The sequence below is a fragment of the Polaribacter filamentus genome, from assembly GCF_002943715.1.
Classification (GTDB): domain Bacteria; phylum Bacteroidota; class Bacteroidia; order Flavobacteriales; family Flavobacteriaceae; genus Polaribacter; species Polaribacter filamentus.
In genome coordinates this window covers 132174-156721 of sequence record NZ_MQUA01000013.1, presented here as the reverse complement: position 1 = coordinate 156721, position 24548 = coordinate 132174, and the positions used below count along the sequence as shown (strand labels likewise).

Here is a 24548-nt window from a genome sequence, read left to right as displayed (position 1 = left end):
TTGATTAACTTCATAAAAAAAAGACATTTAAGGCTTAAAAATTATGAAATCCCAAAAGAAATAGCAACCAAACAATAGGCAAAGACTCTACCCAAAAGGAGCTATAATATTTTGATTGATTGATTTTAGCTCTCATTAAGAAGATAATCATTAAAAAGAAGAACAGCATAAAAGGACTTTTTACTGTGATTTCTGTGGAGGACATAAACTCTAAAACTAACGAAAAAACGAGCAGTGCAACTCCTAGTTTCTTGGTGCTATCTATCCCTATTTTCTTTGGGATTGTTTGCAAAGAAATCGCATCAAATTTCATATCTCTAATATCAAAAGGAAGTATCAAAACAATTACCAATAAAAATCGTTGAATTGCATAAAAAACTGCTGATAAAGTCCCTTCTTTTCCGGCATCAAATAACGGAATTAAAACAGTAAACCCAGTCCAAACAAAGGCTACTACAATAATTTTTAGATAACTTATCTCTCTTAAATTTTTAGCAAATCCGCTTAAAAAAGGAACCGCATACAAAACGGTTAACAGCGCTAAAGGAAGGGATAAAAGCAGTGTTTTAAAATCAATTAAACACCCATAATAACACATAGCTAAAAAGCATAAAAAAGAAAAAATCTGAATGATTTTTAAATCGTTTGTTAAACTTTTGTGATGCAATTTTGCAACACCCGCATATTTTACAAAATTATACCCTGTAATTGTACCGCAGAAAATAAAATAATCTAAGTTTTCATTAGGGGGAAGTTTAAAATACATTTCTGTAATTCTAACAAAAGAATATACGGCTATAGCCACATGTATACTTGAATTTAAGTAAAAATTTAAAATATTTTTTAAAAACCTCATCAAACAAAAGTAAAGTTTATGTTGATAACATTGTCATTTGGTTAATAATTATTCTCAATTTAACGTAATTATGTGAATCTTAAGGATGCTAAAATCCTTATTTTTGCAATGTTAATAAAACATAAATCATCAATCAACTAAATCGATTGAATTTAAGACTGATAAAAAATTTAAATGAATACAAACTCGTTTCAACTAAGACATATTGGCCCTAATAAAAAGGAGCAAGAAAAAATGTTATCGGCTATTAAAGTAGCTAGTTTAGATCAGTTAATTAATGAAACTGTTCCAGAAAAAATCCGATTAAAAGAAGCTTTAGATTTAGAACCTGCTATGAGCGAATATGAATATTTAGCGCATATTAAAGAACTTTCAGAAAAAAATAAAGTCTTTAAAAGCTATATTGGTTTAGGCTATCATGAGGCGATTGTGCCAAGTGTTATTCAAAGAAATATTTTAGAAAATCCGGGTTGGTACTCGGCATATACGCCTTACCAAGCAGAAATTGCACAAGGAAGATTGGAAGCGTTGTTAAATTTTCAAACAATGATTTGTGATTTAACGGGAATGGAATTGGCAAATGCTTCTTTGTTGGATGAAAGTACCGCTGCTGCAGAAGCAATGGCATTACTTTTTGATGTGCGTGAAAGAAATCAAAAGAAAAATAATGTAACCAAGTTTTTTGTATCCGAAGAAATTTTACCTCAAACTTTATCGGTTTTACAAACACGTTCTGCGCCTATTGGTATTGAATTAGTTGTTGGAAACCACGAAGAATTTAATTTTTCTGACGAGTTTTACGGCGCAATTTTACAATACCCGGGAAAACTTGGTCAAGTAAATGACTATACAGCCTTCGTTGCAAAAGCGAATGAAAAGAATATAAAAGTGGCAGTTGCTGCGGATATTTTATCACTCGTAAAATTAAAAGCACCGGCAGAATTTGGAGTTGATGTTGTTGTAGGAACTACACAACGTTTCGGAATTCCGTTAGGTTATGGAGGTCCTCATGCAGGATATTTTGCAACAAGAGATTGTTATAAAAGAAATATTCCTGGTAGAATAATTGGTGTTACTAAAGACATTAATGGCAACAGAGCTTTACGAATGGCTTTGCAAACTAGAGAACAACATATTAAACGCGAAAAAGCGACTTCTAATATTTGTACTGCACAGGTTCTATTAGCTGTGATGGCTGGTATGTATGCAGCATATCACGGTAAAGACGGTTTAAAAAATATTGCTGATTACGTGCATACAAACACAAAAACGCTAGCAACTATTTTAAGTGATTTAGGCTTTAAACAACTAAATTCAGCTTATTTTGATACTATTTTAGTGGAAGTCGCAGCTGCAAAATTAAAAACAGTTGCAGAAGCAAATCACATTAACTTTAATTATGTTGATGAAAATCACGTTTCAATTTCTATCAATGAAACCGTCGGAATTACAGAAATTAAAGAAATTGTAGGTTGTTTTGAGCAAGCTTTTAATGTTAAAAGTGGTGCATTACCACAACCAATAAAAGCAATTCCAGAAGCTTTAGTAAGAAATACACCTTTCTTAGAAAACAGCATTTTTAACACGTATCATTCAGAAACAGATATGATGCGTTATATTAAAAAATTAGAGCGTAAAGATTTAGCTTTAAACCATTCTATGATTTCTTTGGGATCTTGTACAATGAAATTAAATGCTGCCTCAGAAATGTTGCCTTTAAGCAATCCGCAATGGGGAAATATTCATCCATTTGCACCGTTAAATCAGGCGCAAGGATATCAAGAAGTTTTAACAAAATTAGAACATCAATTAAATATTATTACGGGCTTTGCAGGTACTTCTTTACAACCAAACTCTGGTGCACAAGGAGAGTTTGCTGGCTTAATGGTTATTAGAGCGTACCACGAACACAGAGGCGATTCTCATAGAAATATTTGTTTAATTCCGGCTTCTGCACACGGCACAAATCCTGCATCCGCAGTAATGGCTGGTATGGAAGTTGTGGTGACAAAAACCGATGAAAAAGGAAATATCGACTTTGACGATTTAAAAGAAAAAGCGGAATTACATTCTAAAAACTTAGCGGCTTTAATGGTTACCTATCCTTCAACGCATGGTGTTTTTGAAACAGGAATTAAAGATATTACTGATTTAATTCATGCGCATGGTGGTCAAGTATATATGGATGGTGCAAATATGAACGCGCAAGTTGGTTTGACAAATCCTGCAACCATTGGTGCAGATGTGTGTCACTTAAACTTACACAAAACATTTGCAATTCCGCATGGTGGTGGAGGTCCTGGAGTTGGCCCAATTTGTGTTGCTCCTCAATTAGTGCCGTTTTTGCCAACAAACCCTTTGATTAAAACAGGTGGTGAAAATGCAATTAGTTCTATTTCTGCCGCACCTTGGGGCTCTGCATTAGTTTGTTTAATATCTTACGGATATATAACAATGTTAGGTGCTCAGGGATTAACGGATGCCACTAAAATGGCAATTTTAAACACAAACTATATTAAAGAACGTTTAAATGGTCATTATCCAACTTTATATACAGGCGATCAAGGACGCGCTGCACACGAAATGATTATTGATTGTCGTGATTTTAAACAAAACGGAATTGAAGTTGTAGATATTGCAAAACGTTTAATGGATTATGGTTTTCATTCACCAACAGTTTCTTTTCCGGTTGCTGGAACCATGATGATTGAACCTACAGAATCTGAGAGTATGGCTGAATTAGATCGTTTTTGTGATGCAATGATTTCTATTAGAAAGGAGATTAATGAAGTAACAATAGCGGACGAAAATAATCCTTTAAAAAATGCACCGCATACACAAGCCATGTTAACTGCAGATGATTGGGTTTTTCCATACACCAGAAAACAAGCTGCTTTTCCTTTGGAGTATATTGCGGACAACAAATTCTGGCCAACAGTTAGAAGAGTGGATGATGCTTTTGGAGACAGAAACTTAATTTGTTCTTGCAACCCAATTGAAGATTATATGTAAAAACACGAATTTTTTTTTACAGTTTAAAACCATCTCTTTTGAGGTGGTTTTTTTGTTTAGAAGTTAAAACTGTTTACCTGTATTGAAGTCCTATTAGTATTTAGAAACGGTTTCTTTTGTCTACTGCATCAACATTCCCAATTATTTTTATTTTAGTGAGTGATAGAAACTTCGTCTGTTCCTATTTTGAATTTACTTCTGCTAAATTTATTTTAAACCAATATGCATTTTGAATTGTACTACTTCTCTAATTGTCAGTTTGAGTGACTTTATCTTTAAAAATAGTATCGAAATCTTGTTTAAAATAGTTTTCCTTTTTATATATTAATCGTAACATTGCAATTAAATAATAAATAAGAAATGGGATTAGCAAAAACAGAAATGTTTACCGACCTACAAAACGAAATAGCCTTATTCGCAAAAGTCTTTGGACATCCTGCAAGAGTGGCAATTTTACAGCAACTATTTAAAATAGACGCCTGTTATTGTGGCGATTTGGTGAACGAAATCGGACTTGCACAACCTACAATTTCTCAACATTTAAAAGAATTAAAACATTTAGGACTTATTAAAGGAAATGTAGAAGGGACCAGTGTTTGCTATTGTATCAATGCTGAAAATTGGACAAAGATGAAAGAAACAATGTTGCTATTTCTACATCAAGATATTACTAATAAAAAAGATTGCTGTTAAAAGCATTTATCTTACTAAACAAAACAATGAGAACCACACAACCAACCTTATTTCCAGAAATAGAAAATATAATTAAGCGCTTAGAACCAGCAACTATTTCCGATGAGCGTAAAGCTATTTTAAAACCACTAACAGATTTTATTCAATCTAAAGTTTCCAGTCATCAAGAAATTCGTATCAATTTTATTTGTACACACAATTCCCGAAGAAGTCATTTATCACAAGTTTGGGCGCAAACAATGGCTAACTATTTTAACATCAAAAATGTATTTTGTTATTCTGGTGGCACAGAAGCTACAGCTTTATTTCCAATGGTTACAGAAACACTAAAAAATGCAGGCTTTCAAATTAAGACGCTTTCGCACGATAAAAACCCAATTTACAGCATTAAATATGCAAAGAATGAACATCCTATTATTGGATTTTCAAAAAAATTAGACGATGATTTTAACCCAAAATCTGAATTTGCAGCAATTATGACTTGTGATTCAGCAGATGGAGCTTGTCCATTTATTGCGGGTGCAGAAAAACGAATTCCGATAACTTTTGAAGATCCAAAAGCATTTGATGAAACACCTCAACAAGCAGAAAAATATACTGAAAGAAGTTTGCAAATAGCAACTGAATTATACTTCGTTTTCTCTCAAATAAACTCATAAATATGGCATTAAAAAAATTAAGTTTTCTCGATAAAAATCTAACCCTTTGGATATTTGTTGCCATGGCAATTGGAGTTGGACTTGGCTATTTTATTCCAAAATTTCCTAATATCATCAACTCATTCAACAGCGGAACAACAAATATTCCCATAGCAATTGGGTTGATTTTAATGATGTATCCGCCTTTGGCAAAAGTAAATTATGCGCTCTTGCCAAAAGTTTTTCGCAACACCAAAATTCTTTCTATTTCACTTATCTTAAATTGGGTTATTGGGCCCGTTTTAATGTTCTTTTTAGCCATCACTTTTTTACGCGACTATCCAGAATATATGGTCGGATTGATTTTAATTGGCTTGGCGCGTTGTATTGCCATGGTATTGGTTTGGAACGATCTTGCCGAAGGAAGTAGCGAATATGGTGCAGGTTTAGTGGCATTAAATAGTATTTTTCAAGTTTTTGCCTACAGTTTTTATGCGTGGCTTTTTATAACAGTACTTCCACCCTATTTTGGTTTTGAAGGCGCTATCGTTGATATCTCTATCGGAACGATTGCAGAAAGTGTTGCTATTTATTTAGGTATTCCATTTGTAATGGGTATTTTAAGTAGACTGATATTTGTAAAACTCAAAGGCGAAGATTGGTACACTAACAAATTCATCCCGACCATTTCACCAATCACATTAATTGCGCTGTTATTTACAATTGTGGTGATGTTCTCTTTAAAAGGCGAATTAATTGTAGAAATTCCTATGGATGTTTTAATTATTGCGGTTCCTTTATTAATCTATTTTACTATTATGTTTATCATTGGGTTTTTCGTTACCAAAGCAACGGGAGCAACCTACGATAAAACAGCTGCCGTAGCTTTTACAGCAGCAGGAAATAATTTTGAATTAGCAATTGCAGTGGCGATTGCAGTTTTCGGACTCAATTCAGGTCAAGCATTTGCAGGCGTAATTGGTCCGTTAGTAGAAGTGCCAGCTTTGATTTTATTAGTTCGCGTTTCATTCTGGCTAAAGAAAAAATATTATTCATAAAACTAGAGGAAACCCTACAAAATCTTCCTTTTACTAAACTCATTTTACGGGTTTGCCTCTCAAGAAGTTTTTAGGTTAATATCTTCGATTTTACATCCTATTTAAAATTATTTTTATACCTTTATAAAAAATGCAATGCTACTGGCATGCACGCACCACTTTACTTGCTTTGTAAAAGTTGTACATATTTTTACAATTTATTTTACTAAATTTAATTAAAAATAGTAAGATTTTTACTCGATTATACTAGTACTTTTACAAAAAACCTTAGTAACTTTTACAAGAAAGCCTAAATGCTCTGGCAAAGTTGGCTATAGGGGTTTTTCCTTATTGACTTTTTGATAGAAAAAAGTTAACATCGCTCACTTATGATATAGGTCATTGAAACAGGGAATTATCAGTTTTAAGTTGTGCTTCCTTAACACCAAACTAAAAAATTATAAAATATGAAACGTATTATTACAGCAATTTTTCTTTCAGGAATTTTGATTTCTTGTAATTCATCAGACAAAACAAAAACAACAATAAAAAAATACTCTGAAACAGAAACGGTAACAGAAAGTATTTCTGGTATGGGTAAACAATTAAAAGCTATTGACACAGATGAAGCTTTAATTGCCACAGCATTAATGGCGGCTCCCGAAGAAAGTAGGGCAGCATGTAAAGTTATTGGATATAATATGGCTGGTGAATTTGTGACGCTAAAAGAAGGAGATAATCAATTTATTGTTCTTGCAGATAACCCTAAACAAACAGGCTTTAGTGCGGCATGTTATCATAAAGATCTTGAGCCGTTTATGGCGAGAGGAAGAGTCTTAAATGCAGTAGGAAAGACGAGTCAAGAAATCTTTACGATCCGGGAAGCAGAAATGAAATCAGGTCAACTTAAAATAACTTCTGGATCTACTTTGCACATTTACTATGGAGCAAATGCACTATATGATTCTGAAACTTCAAAAGTTGGAGGAGCACAACTTCGTTATGTGGTGTATATGCCTTGGGCTACAGCAGCATCTACAGGTTTGCCAAATGCCCCTGTGGCGTCAAATCATCCTTGGATTATGAATCCTGGAACACACAAAGCGCACATTATGATTTCTCCTTTATCAGAAGAATATAAAAAATAGTGTTCATTCCTAATTAAAAAAATGATTAATGCATTGACAGAAAAAACAAGTAAAATGATCGGTGCTGACAGATAAAAGACGCAAGACTGCTTTACTTTTAAAAGAGAGAATTGATTCCCGCTATCTCACAAACAGATACAATTTATAACGAAATTATTTCGCAAAAGTAACGGATCACCTAAAAAATGAGTGTAATCTTTTATTTAAAAGGGGTGTCAAACTAAAAATTATATTTTAACTATATCTGCATTCCATCCAGAAATGGGGAATATTGACAAACTTTGTTTTGAATTAACGAAAACATTGGAAACAGAATAACGGAATGTAAACACAAGTTAAAAATTAATTTATTAATTGTTATTTACAAAAGTCCTCAGAAACGATTGCTTTACTTCCAGAAATTTTACAAGCCTTTAGTTTATAGACTAACTTTAGTCTTTAAAAAAGATGTTTCATTAGTAACTTTTTAATTTAAAATTCTAACTTCGTTATTTATGCTGAACATCATTAAAAAATATGATTGAAATAATAAGAACTAATTCAGAAAATATAGCTTTTAAAAAGCTAGTGGAGTTGCTGAATTCCGATCTTGCAAAAAGAGATGGAACCACACATTCGCTATCTCAATTTAATACTATTAATGAATTGAAATATGTGGTTTTAGCTTTAAAAGAAGGGAAACCTGTTGGCTGTGGTGCCATCACGAAATATGATTTTAATTCAACAGAAATTAAACGAATGTATGTTTCTCAGACAGTTAGAGGTCAAAGAATTGCAGATAAAATTCTTTCTGAATTAGAAAACTGGTCTCGAGAACTAGAAAGTGTAAGATGCATACTCTTTACCGGTTCAAAGCAACCTGAGGCAATTAGGCTATATCAAAGAAACGGCTACTATCCTATTGAAAAATATGGTAAACTAAAGGATATTGCAGACAGTCTTTGCTTTGCAAAAGATTTATAGCAAAGAAACGGTTGTCATACCGGTTTGTGAAATAAAATAGACTAGAAATCCGAATAAAATACATATTCCAATAAAAATTATAAGTAAATTATTTCTCATTTATTGGTTGTTATTTTAAAAGTTTAAAAATAATGTTTTAGTTTTAGAGGCAACAACTCAGTTGGTATATAAGTTGCGTTAGGGATTGAAATAGCATCCTTTTTGGAGGTATGAAAAAAAGATATAATGGAAAGCCCGACCTGAAAGGGAATGCCCAAACGAAAATTAAAATAATTACCAAATAAATACTTGTTTTACAAAGACACTCTTTTCTATTGGATTAAAAAAAAACTCCAACAAATGAATGTTGGAGTTTTAAATATGTTTAAAATTCTAAAAGTATTACTTTTTTTGAACTTTACGTATTTGGTTTTGAACTTGTCAATACGTCCTGCAGCATCAATAAGTTTAGATTTACCAGTGTAAGATGGGTGAGAAGTTCTAGAAATCTCTAATTTCACTAAAGGAGAGGATGACATCCTTGTTATTTATGGTTTTATATTTTGATTTACTCGAAATACATTGTTGGGATCATAGGTTCTTTTAATGTCTAGCAAGCGCTTGTAGTTGTGTTTGTAACTGGCCTGTATACGTTCTTGTCCTTCTTCCATCATAAAATTAGAATACGCACCACCAGAAGAATACGGGTGTAGTGCCTCCCAATAATCTTTACACCAATTGGTTATTTTATCCGCATCTTCAGGGTCTGGAGAAACGCCAACAATAACCCCTGAATATTTTGCATCGCGATATGCCCATGGTGTTTCATCTGATCCAACTCTACTTGCAGCACCGCTAATAGGGTATAAATGCATAGCAGAAAGTGGTGTAGGAATATTAGAACCAAATTTTAAGTGTTGTTCTTGAATTTCATCTCCTAACTCTTTAAAAAAGTCGGCTCTCCAATACCACTGCATTCCAGGAGGAAACAACGCGTCAAACATAGATTGTATTTGTGGATACGGCATTTCGTCTACATGTTAAAAAACAGGATTGAGTGCTAATACAGGCTTAAACAATTCTTTAAAATCAGCTGGATCACCAGTATAGCACCAAACAATACCACAAAATTGCTTGTTGTGTAAATGTTCTGGAAAGGGCGCCCCAGGAATAACCATAGTAGCAATAAATCCATTCAAATCATCGGGAGCATTGTTTAAAAAATCATGATACCATGCCATAATTTCTTTGGTCTTTTCGATAGGCCATAAAGTAGGCCCTCCTATAACTGTTTTAACAGGATGTGCTTGAAATTTAAACGAGGTTACAATTCCAAAATTCCCACCTCCACCTCGGATAGCCCAAAACAAATCTTGGTGTTGATTTTTATGTACGGTCACAAAACTACCATCAGCCAATACCATATCAGCTTCTAAAAGGTTGTCTATGGTCAAACCATATTTTCTTGACAAATGCCCAACACCACCTCCAAGGGTGAGTCCGCCAACACCTGTTGAAGAAACAACTCCTGCAGGTACTGCTAAACCGAATGGATGCGTAGCATGATCTACTTCTCTCCAAAGATTTCCACCGCCTACTCTCACCGTGTTTTTAGCAGTATTTACACGTACAGATTTGAGTCCTGATAAATCGATGACTAAACCGTTATCGCAAACACCTAAACCACCCCCATTATGTCCACCACCTCGAACGGCAATGAGTAAATTATTTTCTCTTCCAAAATTTACAGCAGCAATGACATCTGCAACATCAGAACACATCACAATCATGCCTGGATACTTGTCAATATTTCCATTATACACTTTACGTGTTTCATTGTATTCAACATCTTCTGGCGTTACAATTTTACCGCTTAGTTTTAACAAAAAAGTGTCCAACTTATTTTTTTCAATAGTATTCATATCTTTAAAGTTTAATTTTTCCATGATTAAGTTTATTTTTAGTTAGTAAAAACCAAAATTACACTCTAAAAGGTGAAGGAAACCACAAAAAAAATTCAAAAAACCATAAAATTAGCCCAAAACAAGAAAACTACTTTAGTTTAGCAAATCACTTTATGCAGAACGAAGCCTGGACTGCCTGATGTAGTTTGAAGGAGAAATACCAAAAAATCATAGAAACATTTTCTAAAATACTCAGGACTATTAAAACCTACATCATACGAAACTTCAGCAATTATATTGAACTGAGGAAACATCTCAATTGATTTTTTTAAACGATACTCTCTTAAAAAAACAGTAAAAGAAACACTTAAAGAAGCTGTCATTTTCCGGTGTAAACTAGAGCTGCTTATTCTTAAATACGTGCAGCAATCTTGTGTTTTTAGATTGGGATTATGCCAGTGGTCAGCAAGAAACGCTATAAATTCAGCAAGAAATTCGGTATCTACGGGCTTTAAATCTTTAAAGTTTAGAGTATTTAAAGATGCGTCTCCTTTTTGATACATTTTTTTAATAGCACTAGACATCACAATCTGACCTCTTCTTGAGGCTAAACATAAATTTTTAGCCTCAATGATTACTTTTTCAAAAATAATTTGAGCGTTATCTACTGGATTTCCACAGCTTAGGCCAATTTGAAGGTTTAAAGTATTTTTACTTGAAAATTCTACCAAGATTTTGGCGAAATCAATTGTACTTTGTACTGTTGTAAAGATGGTTAAAAAACGCCCTTTAGTTGATTCAACAATGGCTCCATTGTGTTTTTTAACACCTTGTTTCAGTGTATTCGAAAAAACTTTATTGATTTGAACATGATGGCTGTCTTCAATAAAATTTATGGCCATGATAAACCGAAAGGCTGGTTCTTCAATCAATTTTAAAACCTCACCCTCTTTATTAAAAGGGTCTTTCACCCTTCCTAAGAAAGCCAGCACAACAGATTCATCTACTTCAATAATTTCATTTGGCACACCTCCATGTGCATGGTCATGCATTTCCCTAACCGCTTCTTTACTAAGAGCTTCTACCAAACAAAAAGCTACTTTTCGCACTTCGTCAAACCAGTAGGTAATTGCTTTACAACCGTGTTGATCTTGAATTCCAAGATCAAGTAAATGTTCTTGAGCGGCTTCTTTAGCAGAAACGTCACTAATAAAACTATGTCGGTCTAAATAAATTGGCATATATTTTTTATGCAATATAAATAAAAAAAACAGTTGTTAAATTCTAAGAACTATACCACAAAAAAAACCTCGACAGTGTCGAGGCTTTTTTATATGTTAAAAATTGTAAAAAAATTACTCTTTTTTAAATTTTGCGTATTTGTTCTTAAATTTATCAATACGTCCTGCAGCATCGATAAGTTTAGATTTACCAGTGTAAAAAGGGTGAGAAGTTCTAGAAATCTCTAATTTTACTAAAGGATAAGCTACACCATCAACATCTAAAGTTTCTTTAGTGTCTACAGTAGAACGGGTTAAAAAAACATCTTCATTAGACATGTCTTTAAAAGCTACCATTCTATAATTTTCTGGATGAATTCCTTTCTTCATTGTTTTATATTTTAATACTTTAATGTTATGTTTGTATGCGGAAAGTTGGTAAAGTTTTACGCAATCTTCTAGATAGTTAATAATTAACCATTTTGAGATTGCAAATTTAACCTTATTTTTTAATTTACAAATAAAAAAATAGTTTTATTTAGTCTTTTAAATACTTTACGTAAAAAACGGATTAACTTTGTACCTAAAATGAGATAATATATCTGATTTTTAAATATTTAAAACCCAAATATAATACTTAAATAATGAAAAAGCTTGCTGTTCTTATTACCTTTTTAACCCTCTTATTCATTACTTCTTGTAATGATGGCTACAAATTTACTTTAAATGTTGTTAAAAAAACGACACTAAACTCTTCTATATCAATTACTTTAAAAGAGAAAAATGACAAACCCGTTGATAAAGTTCAGTTTTTTGTTGACGGACTAGAAATTACTGCGGATGGAAATACTGCAACTATTAATACTTCAGATTTTGGTGTTGGTAAACACGTAGTTTCTGCTCTGGCATTTTTTCCTGGAAAAACAAAAAAAGTAAATAATTCTTTTGAAGTTTTGGCAGATAAAGCTCCTGCAATTTATACCTATAAAATTATAAATTCTTTTCCGCATGATACCGAAGCGTACACACAAGGTTTAGAATATTATAACGGTTTTTTGTATGAAACTACGGGCAAAAAAGGACAATCTTCACTAAGAAAAGTAGAAATTACTACTGGTAAAGTTTTACAAAAAATAGCTTTAGACAACCAATATTTTGGTGAAGGAATGACCATTTTAAACAATAAAATTTACTGGCTAACTTGGCAAGCTAAGAAAGGGTTTGTCTATGATTTAGAAACTTTTAAACTAGAAAAAGAATTTGCATTTAATAAAAGTGAAGAAGGCTGGGGTCTAACCAACAACGGAACAGAACTTATAAAATCTGACGGTACAAACAAAATTTGGTTTTTAGATCCTGTAAGTTTTAAAGAAAAAAAATATTTACAAGTCTATACCAATAAATATGCTTTAGACAACTTGAATGAATTAGAGTTCATCGATAACAAAATTTATGCAAATAAATATCAGCAAAATGTAATGGTGATTATTGATGTAAAAACAGGTGCAGTATTAGGTGTAGCAGATTTATCTGATTTAAAAATCGAAATGGAAAAAACACAAAAGTTAGTTCCTGAAGATGAAGTTTTAAACGGAATTGCTTTTGATGCCGAAAACAATAGATTGTTTGTTACAGGAAAGCATTGGGGCAAACTTTTTGAAATTGAATTGATTAAAAAATAATAAACCAATCATTTTTAAGTTCTATTTTTATATAAAATTGATTTATGCGCTATTTCCTTACATTTCTTATTTGTGTTGCTCTAATCTCTATGAGTTCTTGTAGAAAAGATTTTTCTACAATTCCTAATTTTGGCGAACTAGAGTTTTCTAAAGACACTATTTTTTTAGACACTGTTTTTACGAATATTGGTTCTGCAACCTATAATTTAAAGGTGTACAACAGAGGAAATAAAGCTATTACCATTCCTAAAATTGCTTTGGAAAACGGAACTTCATCAAACTATAGATTAAATGTTGACGGAATTGCAGGAAAAGAATTTAATGACATTGATATTTTAGCAAAAGATAGCATCTTTGTATTTATAGAAACGACCATTGATGCCAATAATGTTGTAAATCCGTTATACACAGATCGAATTTTGTTTGATAATGGGGCCAATCAGCAAGGTGTAGATTTAGTGACTTTGGTACAAGATGCCAACTTTATTTTTCCAGGTAAAGATCCTTTAACGATGAAAATTGATAGTTTAACGATTGGCGGACAAGTGACCTCTATTAAAGGTAGGTTTTTAACGGATGCTGAACTGACGTTTACAAACACAAAACCAACTGTTATTTATGGATATGCAGCGGTTCGTGCAAATAAAACGTTAACAATTGAAGCGGGTGCAAGAGTTCATTTTCATGACAATTCGGGTTTGATTATTGACAATAAAGCAACCTTGAAAGTAAATGGTACTTTAACTGAAAGAGTGATTTTCGAAGGCGACCGATTAGAAAGTGGTTTTAATAAAATTCCTGGTCAATGGGGCACCATTTGGATGCGCGCCGGAAGTAAAGACAATGAAATTAACTTTGCACAAATTAAAAACGGAATTATTGGAATCCTAATTGATAGTATCGGCTCTACTTCTACTCCAACTTTAAAATTACAAAACTCAGAAATTTACAACCATTCAAACTTTGGAATTCTTGCCAGAGAAACAAATATAGAGGCGTATAATGTAGTAATCGGTTCGGCAGGAGAAGCTTCTTTAGCTGCCACCATTGGCGGAACTTACAATTTTACACACAGCACATTTGCTAATTTCTGGAATAATGGAATTCGTCAATTACCAGCTGTTTTAATCAATAATTTTTTTACGTATGTTGATGATGGACTAGAAATAATTGAAACCAGAGATTTACATGCTGCTAATTTTACCAATTGTATTTTTGATGGAAATAATAATATTGAATTTCTAATTGATAAAGTTGATGGTGGTAGGATCTTTAATTACAACATTAGCAATTGTATGATTCAGTTTAATGATACTAGTAATTCTTTTGAAGGAAATTCTGAATTAGATTTTACAAACCCATTTTATCAAAACATACTTTTAAACGGAAATACAAATTTTAGAAATTCTCAAAATCAAGATTTTATTATTGGGCAAGATTCAGATGCCATTAATAAAGCGAAAACCTCAATTTTTACTCTAGATATTTTAGGAGTTGATAGAACTACAAAACCTGATATTGGCGCTTATCAGCATATTACTTTTGAATAATTTACGATGATAAACATACATAAACCTTTCCAGTTTTAAAACCTGAAGGGTTTACTTATTTTTGATCATTAGCTTCTGATTCTAGTTTCTTTTTCTTTCTATAACTAAGAAAAGAACCAGCAGCAATAAACCCCCAAATTGTTCTATACGTCCAAACATTTAATTCAAATCCAAAAATAACTTCAATTGTATTATTACCGGCAAAAGAGAAAACAATATTTAATATTCCTATAATTACAAAGACTAAATCCCACTTTTTATTTCTCATTTTAATAGTTGTTTTCATTTAAGTTCCACTGCTTTTTTATTTAAAAAAATATCAGAAACCTATTTTACTAATATCGATCAAAAAATTAACTTAAATAGATAAAGTGCTCAAACTGTATCTTTAGTAATTACTTTTTATAAACAACACCCTCTTTCATTACAAAAACCACGTTTTCCATAGTGGCAATATTCTCAGTAGGATCTTCATCCACAGCAATAATATCTGCAAAAAAACCTTTTTGAATTTGTCCAATTTCGTTTTCCATCTTCAATAACATTGCGTTTGTAATCGTCGCAGATTGTATCGCCTCGATTGCTGGCATTCCTGCTTCCACCATAAAACCAAACTCTTTTCCGTTATTACCGTGCTTAAAAACACCCGCATCTGTTCCGAATGCAATTCCGACTCCTTTTTTATACGCTCTTGCAAACGTTCCTTGAATTTGCGGACCAACCGCCAACGCTTTTGGCACAACGATATCCGGATAAAAACCTTTTATTTTTGCTTTTTCCTCTACTTCTTTTCCGGCAGTAATTGTAGGTACTAAATAAGCATCGTGTTTTTTCATGAGTTCCATCGTTTCATCACTCATATAGGTTCCGTGTTCTATGGTTTTTACACCGCCAATTATAGCTCTTTGCATTCCTTCATCCCCGTGAGCATGAGCCGCAACATGCATTCCGTAATCTTTTGCCGTTTCACAAATTGCCTTAATTTCTTCGACTGTAAATTGAGGATTATCGCCAGATTTAGCAACACTTAAAACACCACCAGTTGCGGTAATTTTAATACAATCTGCACCGTTTTTATATTGTTGTCTAACGGCTTTTCTACCCTCTTCAACAGAATTTACAACTCCATCTTCTGGCCCAGGGTTTCCCATTAATTCTCTGCTACTTCCGTTTGTAGGATCTGCATGACCACCCGTTGTAGCTAAGGATTTACCAGCTGTAAAAACTCTTGGACCAATAATTTTACCTGCATTAATAGCATTTCTCAAAGATATATTTACACCGGAACCACCTAAATCTCTCACGGTTGTAAATCCGTTTTTTAAGGTTACTTCTGCAAAATTGACAGAATTGTAAGCAACATCCGCTTCATTTAAAATATACCCATTTAATCTTGAATTTGCTGTAAACTCTTGCTCGATATGCACATGAAAATCAATTAAACCAGGCATTACCACTTTATCACGCAAGTCAATAGAAACTACAGATTTTGGTATTATATAGCCATCCATGACGTCAACAATTTTATTTTTCTCAACAACAATTGTCTTCTCTGTACTGATTTTTCCTGATTTTGTATCCATTAATTTCCCACATAAAATATAGGTCGTTTGCGCTGTTAAATTTTGAATAAAAATGAACGTTATAAAAAGTAAAACTATTTTTTTCATTTGTTTGATTTTAATTCTGAAATGTATGAAAATTTGAGTAGATTGCTTATTCAAAATTTAAAAATTAATGAAAAACGTTGTTATTACAGGAACTAGTAGAGGAATTGGTTTTGAATTAGCTAAATTGTTTGCTAAAAACGGGCATCAAGTGCTGGCTATTTCTAGAAATACAAAACCTTTAGAGACTGTGAATCATAAAAATATCTCTGTCCTTTCTGTTGATATTTCTAAAAATACCGATGTTAAAAAAGTAACCAATTTCATCGAACAAAACTGGAAACAAGTTGATATTTTAATCAACAATGCAGGCAAACTCATAAACAAACCTTTTACAGAATTAACTTCGGATGATTTTTTAGAAGTGTATAAAGTAAATGTTTTCGGAGTGGCACAAATTACTAAAAATTTAATTCCTTTTTTACCAAAAGGAAGCCATGTTGTGACCATAAGTTCTATGGGCGGAATTCAAGGAAGTATGAAGTTTCCTGGTTTAGCTGCATATTCTTCATCAAAAGGGGCTGTAATTACCTTATCAGAATTACTAGCAGAAGAATACAAAGAACAAGAAATTGCCTTTAATGTTTTGGCCTTGGGAGCTGTGCAAACAGAAATGTTAGAAGAAGCCTTTCCTGATTATAAAGCGCCTCTTTCGGCCGCAGAAATGGCAAATTATATCCATGATTTTTCTTTAACCGGAAATAAGTTTTATAATGGTAAAGTACTGGAAGTATCCTCTTCAACACCTTAGTTAATAAGCAATAAGAAAAATTAAAAATTGAATACAGATTATATAAAATTTATTCCTTTGAAATCAATGCCGTTTGTTCAATTTTTAATTGATGAACACTCTTTTGATTTGTTTATTGTGAACCAAAGAGCCACAAAACACGGTGATTTTAGAAAACTTCCCAGTGGTCGATTTCAAATTACAGTAAATAACAACCTAAACAAGTATCAATTTTTATTGACTTTAATTCATGAAATTGCACATCATGTAACACATCAGAAATTTGGACGCGTGCAACCTCACGGACAAGAATGGAAAACAGTTTTTCAGCATTTAATGTTGCCTTTTATTCATCCAGAAATTTATCCGAAGGAAATATTACCTTATTTGGCAACCTATTTAAAAAACCCAAAAGCAAGTACAGATGCCGATGTGAATTTATCTTTAGCCTTAAAAGGTTTTTCTGCTGATTCTGGAAAACATTTTATTTTCGATATTCCTTTTGGTAATTTATTTGAATTTAAAAACGCCATTTACAAAAGAGGAAACAAGCGCCGAACAAGATATGAATGTTTAAATATGCACACCAAAAAAGTGTATTTATTTAATCAAAATGCAGAAGTAAAGATTTACAACTCGTAAATAATTTACGTAAAAAAGCATCCCTAAAGGATGCTTTTTTTTATCGCTCTCTTTTCATATATAGCGTATCTAACTCCATTTCTTTTTGAAGCCAATCTCTTAACTCCTTTTCAATAGACTTGATAAAGCTATCTGATAATCTATAATTCCATTTAATAGTTGCTGTAGGAATTGTATCAATCTTTATAAAATCTTTTGAAAATAAAACATTTGCAAAGCCAATCGCTTCAATATCTTTATATCTAATTTTCACATCTTTAGATATTCTACTAAAAGCAATAACTTTTTTATTTTTATTTAATGCGTCTTGTTCAATTCTGTAGTTCAACTTAATAATATCTTCTTGTAAAACTGCAATTTGCCCTTGTAAACCGGCAATAATATTCTTGCTTTCTTGTAGTTCTTCTCTTTTATCTCTATAGGCAGTTGTAATTAACTCGAAACTCTTAGTATCACTCCCCTTAATCTTTATCTCAAAATCTTTTATTTTGGTATAATTAGGATTATTATACAACTGATTTTTTAAAATATTTCTTTCACCTTCCGTAACTTCATTAAAAAAATTTAAACTAATCTCTTTATTTTTAGAACTATACGACTCATCAATTAACTGAAAGTTCGATATTGTTTTAACCTCTTTATTGATAAAAGAATTAAACTGTGTTTTAATTTGATTTTCATTAAAAACGGTTATAAACGTGAAAATTGCAGGAATCATAACAGTAATTCCAATCACAGTCGCTATCGCTGAATAGCGTTTTCTTTTAGCTGCATTTGCGTATTTATGCATTGGAAAACGCAATAATTTTAAGACTAAAAAAGTAGCCAAAGCAATAAAAATTGTATTAATTGTAAATAAATACATCGCACCAAAAAAGTAGGTAAAATTTCCTTTTGCTAAACCATAACCTGCCGTACATAAAGGCGGCATTAAAGCTGTAGCGATAGCCACACCAAAAATAACAGAAGCAATCGTTCCTTTTTTGGTTCTAGCGACCATTAAAGCTAATCCGCCAAAAAAAGCGATTAATACATCTCTAATATCTGGACTTACTCTGCCTAACAATTCTGAGTTATCTTCACTTAATGGAAAAAAATAAAAGAATAAAAAAGAGGCGAATAAACTTAGACCAATCATGGTACCAAGATTTACTAGCGATTTTCTAAAAATTTCAATATCATTAATTGCAAACGACATTCCTATACCAAGGATTGGACCCATTAAAGGCGATATAAGCATGGCTCCAATAACAACTGCTGTAGAATTAGCATTTAAACCAATAGAAGCCACAAAAACGGCGAAAATAAGAATCCAGGCGGTTGCGCCTTTAAAAGGAATATCTGCTTTTATAGCATTTATTGTAGCTTCATGATCTGTATCGTCGCGAAAGTCGAAAAGTTCGAGTAAATATTTCTTGACGCTTAATAGCAACCCTTTTGCTTCGTTTTTTATTTCATGCTTAGATTGCTCGGAAGTATCTTTAGACTGATTATCTTTTTCCATTTATACGTAATTAATAAGATGTAAATATATATAGAAAATGTAACTAATTAAACTTAAAAAACTTTGAAGCATAAAAAAACTCTGCAAAATTTTGCAGAGTTTTTAATTTAAAATGTGACCGGGCTGGGGCTCGAACCCAGGACCATCTCCTTAAAAGGGAGATGCTCTACCAACTGAGCTACCAGGTCATCTTTTCTTTTCTTAGCGGCTGCAAATATATAAGTTTTTTTTAAAAAAACAAATATCTTTTCTATTTTATTTCTTTTAAATATGCCTGCCTTACTTTTTTAAATAAATTGGAAGAATACACAAAGTCTACAACTGACTCATTATCAGTTTTAAATATCTCATCACTACTCCCCTCCCAGGCCTTTAAACCATTTTTTAAAAACATGATTTTTTCTCCAATTTCCATCACAGAATTCATATCATGTGTATTAATTACAGTTGTAATGTTATATTCGTCGGTAATTTCTTGAATTAATTTATCTATGACAGTAGCAGTTTGAGGATCTAAACCAGAATTTGGCTCATCGCAAAATAAATATTTTGGATTCATTACAATGGCTCTTGCAATTGCAACTCTTTTTTGCATCCCTCCGGATAATTCTGCTGGAAGTTTTAAATTTGAATTTTCTAAATTCACTCTGTTTAGTGCAAAGTTTACTCTATCTAACATTTCTGAATTCGAGTTATCTGTAAACATTTTTAAAGGAAACATAACATTTTCTTCTACTGTTTGAGAATCAAATAAAGCACTTCCTTGAAAAACCATTCCTATTTCTTGCCTCCATTGCCTTTTTCCTTCAATGGTAAATTCGGTATTTACTCTTCCATCAAACGAAATTGTTCCCTCTTCTGGTGTATGCAGTCCTATAAGTGTTTTTAATAAAACTGTTTTTCCTGATCCACTTTGACCAATTATTAAACTAGTTTTACCAGGATGAAATGTTGTAGATATTCCTTTTAAGACTTTTACATCACCGAAACCTTTATGTAAATTTTTGACTTCTATCATTTAGGTTAATAACATTTGGGTTAAAAAATAATTGGCTATTACGATTAAAATAGTAGTCCAAACAACTGCTTTTGTGCTTGCTTTTCCAACAGCAATTGAGCCTCCTTGTACATAATAACCATGATAAGATGGCACTGTGGCTATTAAAAAAGCAAAGAGTAATGTTTTAATCATAGAATACACTAACAAAAAAGGCTTAAAATCGGTTTGTAAGCCTGTTACATAATCTACTCCACTAAACAAACCTGACAAAACACCTGTAAGCCAACCTCCAAAAATACCCAGGACCATTGCCAAAATAATTAAAAATGGATAAAAGAAAACGGTCGCTAAAACTTTTGGTAAAACTAGATAATTTAAAGAATTGATACCCATAACTTCTAAAGCATCTATTTGCTCTGTTACGCGCATTGCACCAATACTTGAAGTAATATAAGAACCTACTTTTCCTGCTAAAATAATTGAACAAAAGGTAGGTGCAAATTCTAAAATAATAGATCTTTTAGCTGCAAAACCTATTAAAGAATCTGGTATAAATGGGCTATCTAGGTTTAATGCAGTTTGTAAAGCGATTACACCACCAATAAAAAAAGAAATAAACATAATAATTCCCAAAGATTTTAAACCAAGTTCTTCTATTTCTTTAAATAACGCTTCATAAAAAACCCTCGCTCTTTGAGGCTTTTTAAAAACCTGAACAAGCATCATAAAATATTTACCAATATGTTCTATGTAATTCACAGATTAAATTTTATGCTAAAGTATTAAATTTACATCAATAGAGTGTAAAATCCATCAATCAAAAATAAAATTTAAGTACTTTTGAGCTTAACTTAAGTTTAATTATTATGAAAAAAAACATTTTTCTTTAGTTTTATGTACAATTCTATTTTTAGGTTGTAAACTTCAAGAAATAAAGCAAGAAATCAAATCAGAAAAACCAAAACTTGTAATTGGAATTGTTATTGATCAAATGCGATATGATTATTTAACACGTTTTTCTGATAGATATAGTGAAAACGGATTTAAACGCTTGTTAAACCATGGTTTTTCGCTTGAAAATGCACACTATAATTACATACCTACCTACACCGCTGTTGGGCACACCTCTATTTATGCAGGAACAACGCCAGATAATCATGGAATAATCTCTAATGATTGGTATGATAAATATTTAAAAAAATCTATTTATTGTGTCGATGATAGTACGTACAAAACGATTGGAAATGAGGGTACTTCTGGAAATAAATCTCCGGCAAGAATGCAGACAACTACAGTTACAGATCAACTGCATTTGGCTCAAAATATGAAAGGAAAAACCATAGGGATTGCCATAAAAGATCGATCTGCAATTTTACCCGGCGGTCATACCGCTAACGGTGCGTATTGGTTTGATGGTGGACAAAACGGACAATGGATTTCCTCATCATTTTACATGGATAAATTACCAAAATGGGTGTTAGATTTTAACAAATCAGGGAAAGCAGACAACTATTTAAAAGCTCCATGGAAACCATTTTATGATATAGAAACATACACAAATAGTATTGTTGATGACAATATTTATGAAGGAAAATTTACAGGTGAAACTACGACTGCTTTTCCGCACGATATTCCTAATTTAAGAATGCAAAATGGCAATTTTGATATTCTAAAAGGGATTCCTGCCGGTAATTCTTTTACTGCAGATTTTATAAAAGCTGCAATTATTGGCGAGAATTTAGGGAAAACTGAACATACAGACTTTTTAGCGGTTAGTTTCTCTTCTACCGACTACATAGGGCATCAATATGGTCCTGCATCTAAAGAAATTGAAGATACATATATACGTTTAGACAAAGATTTGGCTGATTTATTGTCATTTTTAGACCAACAAGTTGGACAAAATAAGTACACTGTTTTTTTAACCGCAGATCATGCTGCTGTTGATGTACCAGCCTATTTACAGTCGGTAAAAATTCCTGCACATTATTTAAATTTTAGTGAATTTAAAGAAGCTGCTTTAGAGGTAACAAAAAAATATTTTAATTCTGTTGAGTTGATAGAAAATATTTCTAATTATCAAATATTTCTAGATAAAGATAAAATAGAATCTTTAGGCTTCGATAAAAATGAAGTAGCAGAAAAATTAGCTGAAGAAGTTATGAGTTTTGATGGAATTTATAAAGCGGTAACCGCAAAAACGTTGCAAACAAGCAGATTTACAGACGGCATTTTAAACTCATTACAAAATGGCTACAATCAAAAGTTTTCTGGTGATGTAATGCTAATTCCATATCCTGCAACTTTAACTGGCGGAAGAACAGGAACTTCGCATGGCTCGGGATATTCTTATGACACACACATTCCTGTTATTTTTTATGGAAACGGAATTAAACAAGGCGTATCAAAAAAGAGTTATGAAATTATAGATATTGCACCAACAATTTCCAACTTATTACAAATTGAAGCACCAAACTCATCCACAGGAAAAATTATTGGGGAAGCTTTGAAATAAAGAATTATGAAAATTACTTCTCCAAGTTTGATTTTATTGTTGTTCCTAAATTCATTTTTAGGGCAAAGTCAAATTACAAGTTTTAAAGAAAAATTTGAACTTCCAGAAGTCGTAAAAGAAACTTCTGGTTTACTTTTTTTTGATGGAAAAATCATTACACATAATGATAGCGGAGATGATGCATACTTATATGAATTAGATAGTTTAACAGGTGGTGTTTTAAGACGAATTACAATCTCAAATGCTACCCATGTTGACTGGGAAGATATAACTGAGGATGAAACTTACATCTATATTAGTGACACAGGAAACAATAAAGGCACAAGAACAGATCTAAAAATTTACAGAATTTTAAAATCTGATTTTAAAAATAGTAACACTGTTTCCGCAGAAACAATTTTATTTTCTTATGAAGATCAAACAAATTTTATAAGTTCTGATAACCATAATTTTGACGCAGAAGCCTTGGTGATTTTCGAAAATAATTTTATACTTTTCACTAAAAACAGAGGTGATTTAAAAACCAATGTTTATAAAATTCCAACCACAATTGGCAATCATACAGCTGTAAAAATTAGTAGTGCAAATGTTGCAGGTTTAATTACCGGCGCAACAGTGCAAAATAATAACTTTTTACTTTGTGGAATTGACGCCAGCGCAATTCCTTTTTTAGTGTATATAAGTTCTAATAGAGCTCCTGGTGATGACATATTTAAATCTGGGTTTCAGAAATATTCGTTATTTAATGAACTGGATTTTGGCAATCAAGTTGAAGGGATTACTAGTTTTGACAATGGTAGGTTTTATATTTCTAGAGAAGCTGTAAACCAAAATAATTTTTCCTTAAAACAAAAATTATTTGAGTTCAGAGATGATAGAGCTATACTTTTATCAGCAGTAAAAAATGATTTTGAAAATTTAACGATTTCTCCAAATCCAACTTTCGGAAATATAACTATCCAAAGCAATAAAGAGATACAATCAATTTCTATTTATACTATTCTAGGAGAAAAACTTATGGTCTTTAATTCTCATCAAAAAGAAATAAATATTTCTCATCTTTCTAAAGGAATCTATTTATTAAGAATTCAATTTAATAACCAAGAAATTATTATTAAAAAATAATTAAATATTAAAAACAGAATTTAACTGATGTTTTTTTATCGCTTTTCGAGACAAGAAAATTCCTACAAATAAAGAAGCGAAGGCACCAATTATTGTTCCTGGTATAAAGTTGATAAACAAGAAGAAATCATAAGCTCCGTGAAAAAGTGTCGCCACTAATAAACCTAGTAGATTTAAAATTCTTCTATTTTTAGAAAATTTTGCTTTTCCCATAAAATATCCCATTAAAACAGCAAAAGTTGCATGCGCTGGTACGGCCGTAAAAGCTCTTGTAATTCCTGTTTCAACTCCATTCTGTAAAACATATAAAACATTTTCTAATGCTGCAAATCCCATAGAAACCATAACTGCATAAACGATACCATCAAAAGGCTCGTTAAATTCTTTATTGGTTTGCGCATAGTATTTTACAATTATATATTTAGAAAATTCTTCAACCAAAGCAACTACAACAAATGCCTTAATAAATTGCTGAAAAATACTCTCATAGTCTGTTACTGTAAAAACAACAGTGGCAACAGTACTTAAAATAAAAGTAATTAAAATACTGGCAAAAGCACCTAAAAGAAAGTTTTTGAATAAAAAAAGAATTGGTTCTTTTTCGAATTTATCTTTAAAATAAATATATAGAATTATTACCATAACAGGTGCTACAGCAAGGAGTAATAAGCTCATTTTATAAA

The 24548-nt window shown here is 31.9% G+C and carries 23 protein-coding genes, 1 tRNA gene and 1 pseudogene; 12 read left to right on the top strand and 13 right to left on the bottom strand.

The features are described from left to right. Positions 1-34 precede the first annotated feature (34 nt). Positions 35-805 carry a UbiA prenyltransferase family protein gene (locus BST83_RS02780; RefSeq protein ID WP_240614623.1) on the bottom strand — a complete coding sequence of 257 codons (771 nt, stop codon included), beginning with the start codon at positions 803-805 and terminating at the stop codon, positions 35-37. 225 nt (positions 806-1030) lie between these two features. Here BST83_RS02780 and gcvP point away from each other — a divergent pair, with 225 nt between their 5' ends. From gcvP to BST83_RS02750, 6 genes are all read left to right on the top strand, one after another. After that, the gene (gene gcvP / locus BST83_RS02775; protein ID WP_104808483.1) at positions 1031-3868 is read left to right on the top strand and encodes an aminomethyl-transferring glycine dehydrogenase; all 2838 of its coding nucleotides are present in this window, start codon (positions 1031-1033) and stop codon (positions 3866-3868) included. A gap of 360 nt (positions 3869-4228) precedes the next feature. Next, entirely contained in the window at positions 4229-4561 is a 333-nt protein-coding gene (locus tag BST83_RS02770; RefSeq protein ID WP_104808482.1) for an ArsR/SmtB family transcription factor, read from the top strand. A 26-nt stretch (positions 4562-4587) separates the two neighbouring features. Next, a complete protein-coding gene (locus BST83_RS02765) occupies positions 4588-5220 on the top strand; it encodes an arsenate-mycothiol transferase ArsC (RefSeq protein WP_104810759.1) in 633 nt (210 codons plus the stop codon). 2 nt (positions 5221-5222) lie between these two features. Beyond that, a complete protein-coding gene (gene arsB, locus BST83_RS02760; protein ID WP_104808481.1) occupies positions 5223-6257 on the top strand; it encodes an ACR3 family arsenite efflux transporter in 1035 nt (344 codons plus the stop codon). A gap of 446 nt (positions 6258-6703) precedes the next feature. Further along, positions 6704-7384: a hypothetical protein gene (locus tag BST83_RS02755; protein WP_104808480.1), complete on the top strand. Its 681-nt coding sequence runs from the start codon at positions 6704-6706 to the stop codon at positions 7382-7384. Between the two features lie 516 nt (positions 7385-7900). After that, a complete protein-coding gene (locus BST83_RS02750; protein ID WP_104808479.1) occupies positions 7901-8347 on the top strand; it encodes a GNAT family N-acetyltransferase in 447 nt (148 codons plus the stop codon). A gap of 311 nt (positions 8348-8658) precedes the next feature. Here the strand turns inward: BST83_RS02750 and rpmE are convergent. From rpmE to BST83_RS02730, 5 genes and pseudogenes are all read right to left on the bottom strand, one after another. Further along, positions 8659-8853, bottom strand: a pseudogene (gene rpmE / locus BST83_RS20365) (50S ribosomal protein L31); the annotation flags it as partial. A gap of 21 nt (positions 8854-8874) precedes the next feature. Beyond that, entirely contained in the window at positions 8875-9354 is a 480-nt protein-coding gene (locus BST83_RS21340; protein ID WP_367889136.1) for an FAD-binding oxidoreductase, read from the bottom strand. A gap of 12 nt (positions 9355-9366) precedes the next feature. Continuing rightward, complete coding sequence (locus BST83_RS21335; RefSeq protein WP_367889135.1) at positions 9367-10272, bottom strand: FAD-binding oxidoreductase; 906 nt, start codon at positions 10270-10272, stop codon at positions 9367-9369. Positions 10273-10388: 116 nt separating this feature from the next. After that, on the bottom strand, positions 10389-11471 hold the full coding sequence (locus tag BST83_RS02735) for a nickel-binding protein (protein WP_104808478.1): 1083 nt from the start codon (positions 11469-11471) through the stop codon (positions 10389-10391). Positions 11472-11585: 114 nt separating this feature from the next. Continuing rightward, positions 11586-11840 (bottom strand): type B 50S ribosomal protein L31, encoded by a 255-nt coding sequence (locus BST83_RS02730; RefSeq protein ID WP_104808477.1) that lies wholly within the window; start codon positions 11838-11840, stop codon positions 11586-11588. Positions 11841-12094: 254 nt separating this feature from the next. Between BST83_RS02730 and BST83_RS02725 the strand changes: the two genes are divergently transcribed. Then, on the top strand, positions 12095-13132 hold the full coding sequence (locus BST83_RS02725; protein WP_104808476.1) for a glutaminyl-peptide cyclotransferase: 1038 nt from the start codon (positions 12095-12097) through the stop codon (positions 13130-13132). 44 nt (positions 13133-13176) lie between these two features. Beyond that, positions 13177-14682 (top strand): hypothetical protein, encoded by a 1506-nt coding sequence (locus tag BST83_RS02720; RefSeq protein ID WP_104808475.1) that lies wholly within the window; start codon positions 13177-13179, stop codon positions 14680-14682. A gap of 55 nt (positions 14683-14737) precedes the next feature. On the opposite strand, the gene BST83_RS02715 is transcribed toward BST83_RS02720, so the two are convergent. After that, on the bottom strand, positions 14738-14968 hold the full coding sequence (locus BST83_RS02715; RefSeq protein ID WP_104808474.1) for a hypothetical protein: 231 nt from the start codon (positions 14966-14968) through the stop codon (positions 14738-14740). Positions 14969-15077: 109 nt separating this feature from the next. After that, a complete protein-coding gene (locus tag BST83_RS02710) occupies positions 15078-16352 on the bottom strand; it encodes a metal-dependent hydrolase family protein (RefSeq protein ID WP_104808473.1) in 1275 nt (424 codons plus the stop codon). 67 nt (positions 16353-16419) lie between these two features. On the opposite strand from BST83_RS02710, the gene BST83_RS02705 reads away from it, so the two are divergent. Both BST83_RS02705 and BST83_RS02700 read left to right on the top strand, forming a co-directional pair. Next, positions 16420-17100, top strand: coding sequence for an SDR family NAD(P)-dependent oxidoreductase (locus BST83_RS02705; protein WP_104808472.1), 681 nt, complete (start codon positions 16420-16422; stop codon positions 17098-17100). Between the two features lie 66 nt (positions 17101-17166). Then, positions 17167-17721, top strand: coding sequence for a SprT-like domain-containing protein (locus tag BST83_RS02700; protein ID WP_437438456.1), 555 nt, complete (start codon positions 17167-17169; stop codon positions 17719-17721). 40 nt (positions 17722-17761) lie between these two features. Here the strand turns inward: BST83_RS02700 and BST83_RS02695 are convergent, their stop codons facing one another. The 4 genes from BST83_RS02695 to BST83_RS02680 all read right to left on the bottom strand — a co-directional run bounded on the left by BST83_RS02695 (position 17762) and on the right by BST83_RS02680 (position 20984). After that, on the bottom strand, positions 17762-19225 hold the full coding sequence (locus BST83_RS02695) for a DUF389 domain-containing protein (RefSeq protein ID WP_104808470.1): 1464 nt from the start codon (positions 19223-19225) through the stop codon (positions 17762-17764). A gap of 115 nt (positions 19226-19340) precedes the next feature. Continuing rightward, positions 19341-19413: transfer RNA gene (locus BST83_RS02690), tRNA-Lys, on the bottom strand. A gap of 62 nt (positions 19414-19475) precedes the next feature. Further along, entirely contained in the window at positions 19476-20243 is a 768-nt protein-coding gene (locus BST83_RS02685) for an ABC transporter ATP-binding protein (protein ID WP_104808469.1), read from the bottom strand. After that, on the bottom strand, positions 20244-20984 hold the full coding sequence (locus BST83_RS02680) for an MlaE family ABC transporter permease (RefSeq protein ID WP_104808468.1): 741 nt from the start codon (positions 20982-20984) through the stop codon (positions 20244-20246). A 142-nt stretch (positions 20985-21126) separates the two neighbouring features. Between BST83_RS02680 and pafA the strand changes: the two genes are divergently transcribed. Continuing rightward, a complete protein-coding gene (gene pafA, locus BST83_RS02675) occupies positions 21127-22740 on the top strand; it encodes an alkaline phosphatase PafA (RefSeq protein WP_104808467.1) in 1614 nt (537 codons plus the stop codon). A gap of 6 nt (positions 22741-22746) precedes the next feature. After that, positions 22747-23865 carry a T9SS type A sorting domain-containing protein gene (locus BST83_RS02670; RefSeq protein ID WP_104808466.1) on the top strand — a complete coding sequence of 373 codons (1119 nt, stop codon included), beginning with the start codon at positions 22747-22749 and terminating at the stop codon, positions 23863-23865. Here the strand turns inward: BST83_RS02670 and BST83_RS02665 are convergent, their stop codons facing one another. Beyond that, positions 23866-24540 carry a PrsW family intramembrane metalloprotease gene (locus tag BST83_RS02665; protein WP_104808465.1) on the bottom strand — a complete coding sequence of 225 codons (675 nt, stop codon included), beginning with the start codon at positions 24538-24540 and terminating at the stop codon, positions 23866-23868. Positions 24541-24548: the final 8 nt, after the last annotated feature.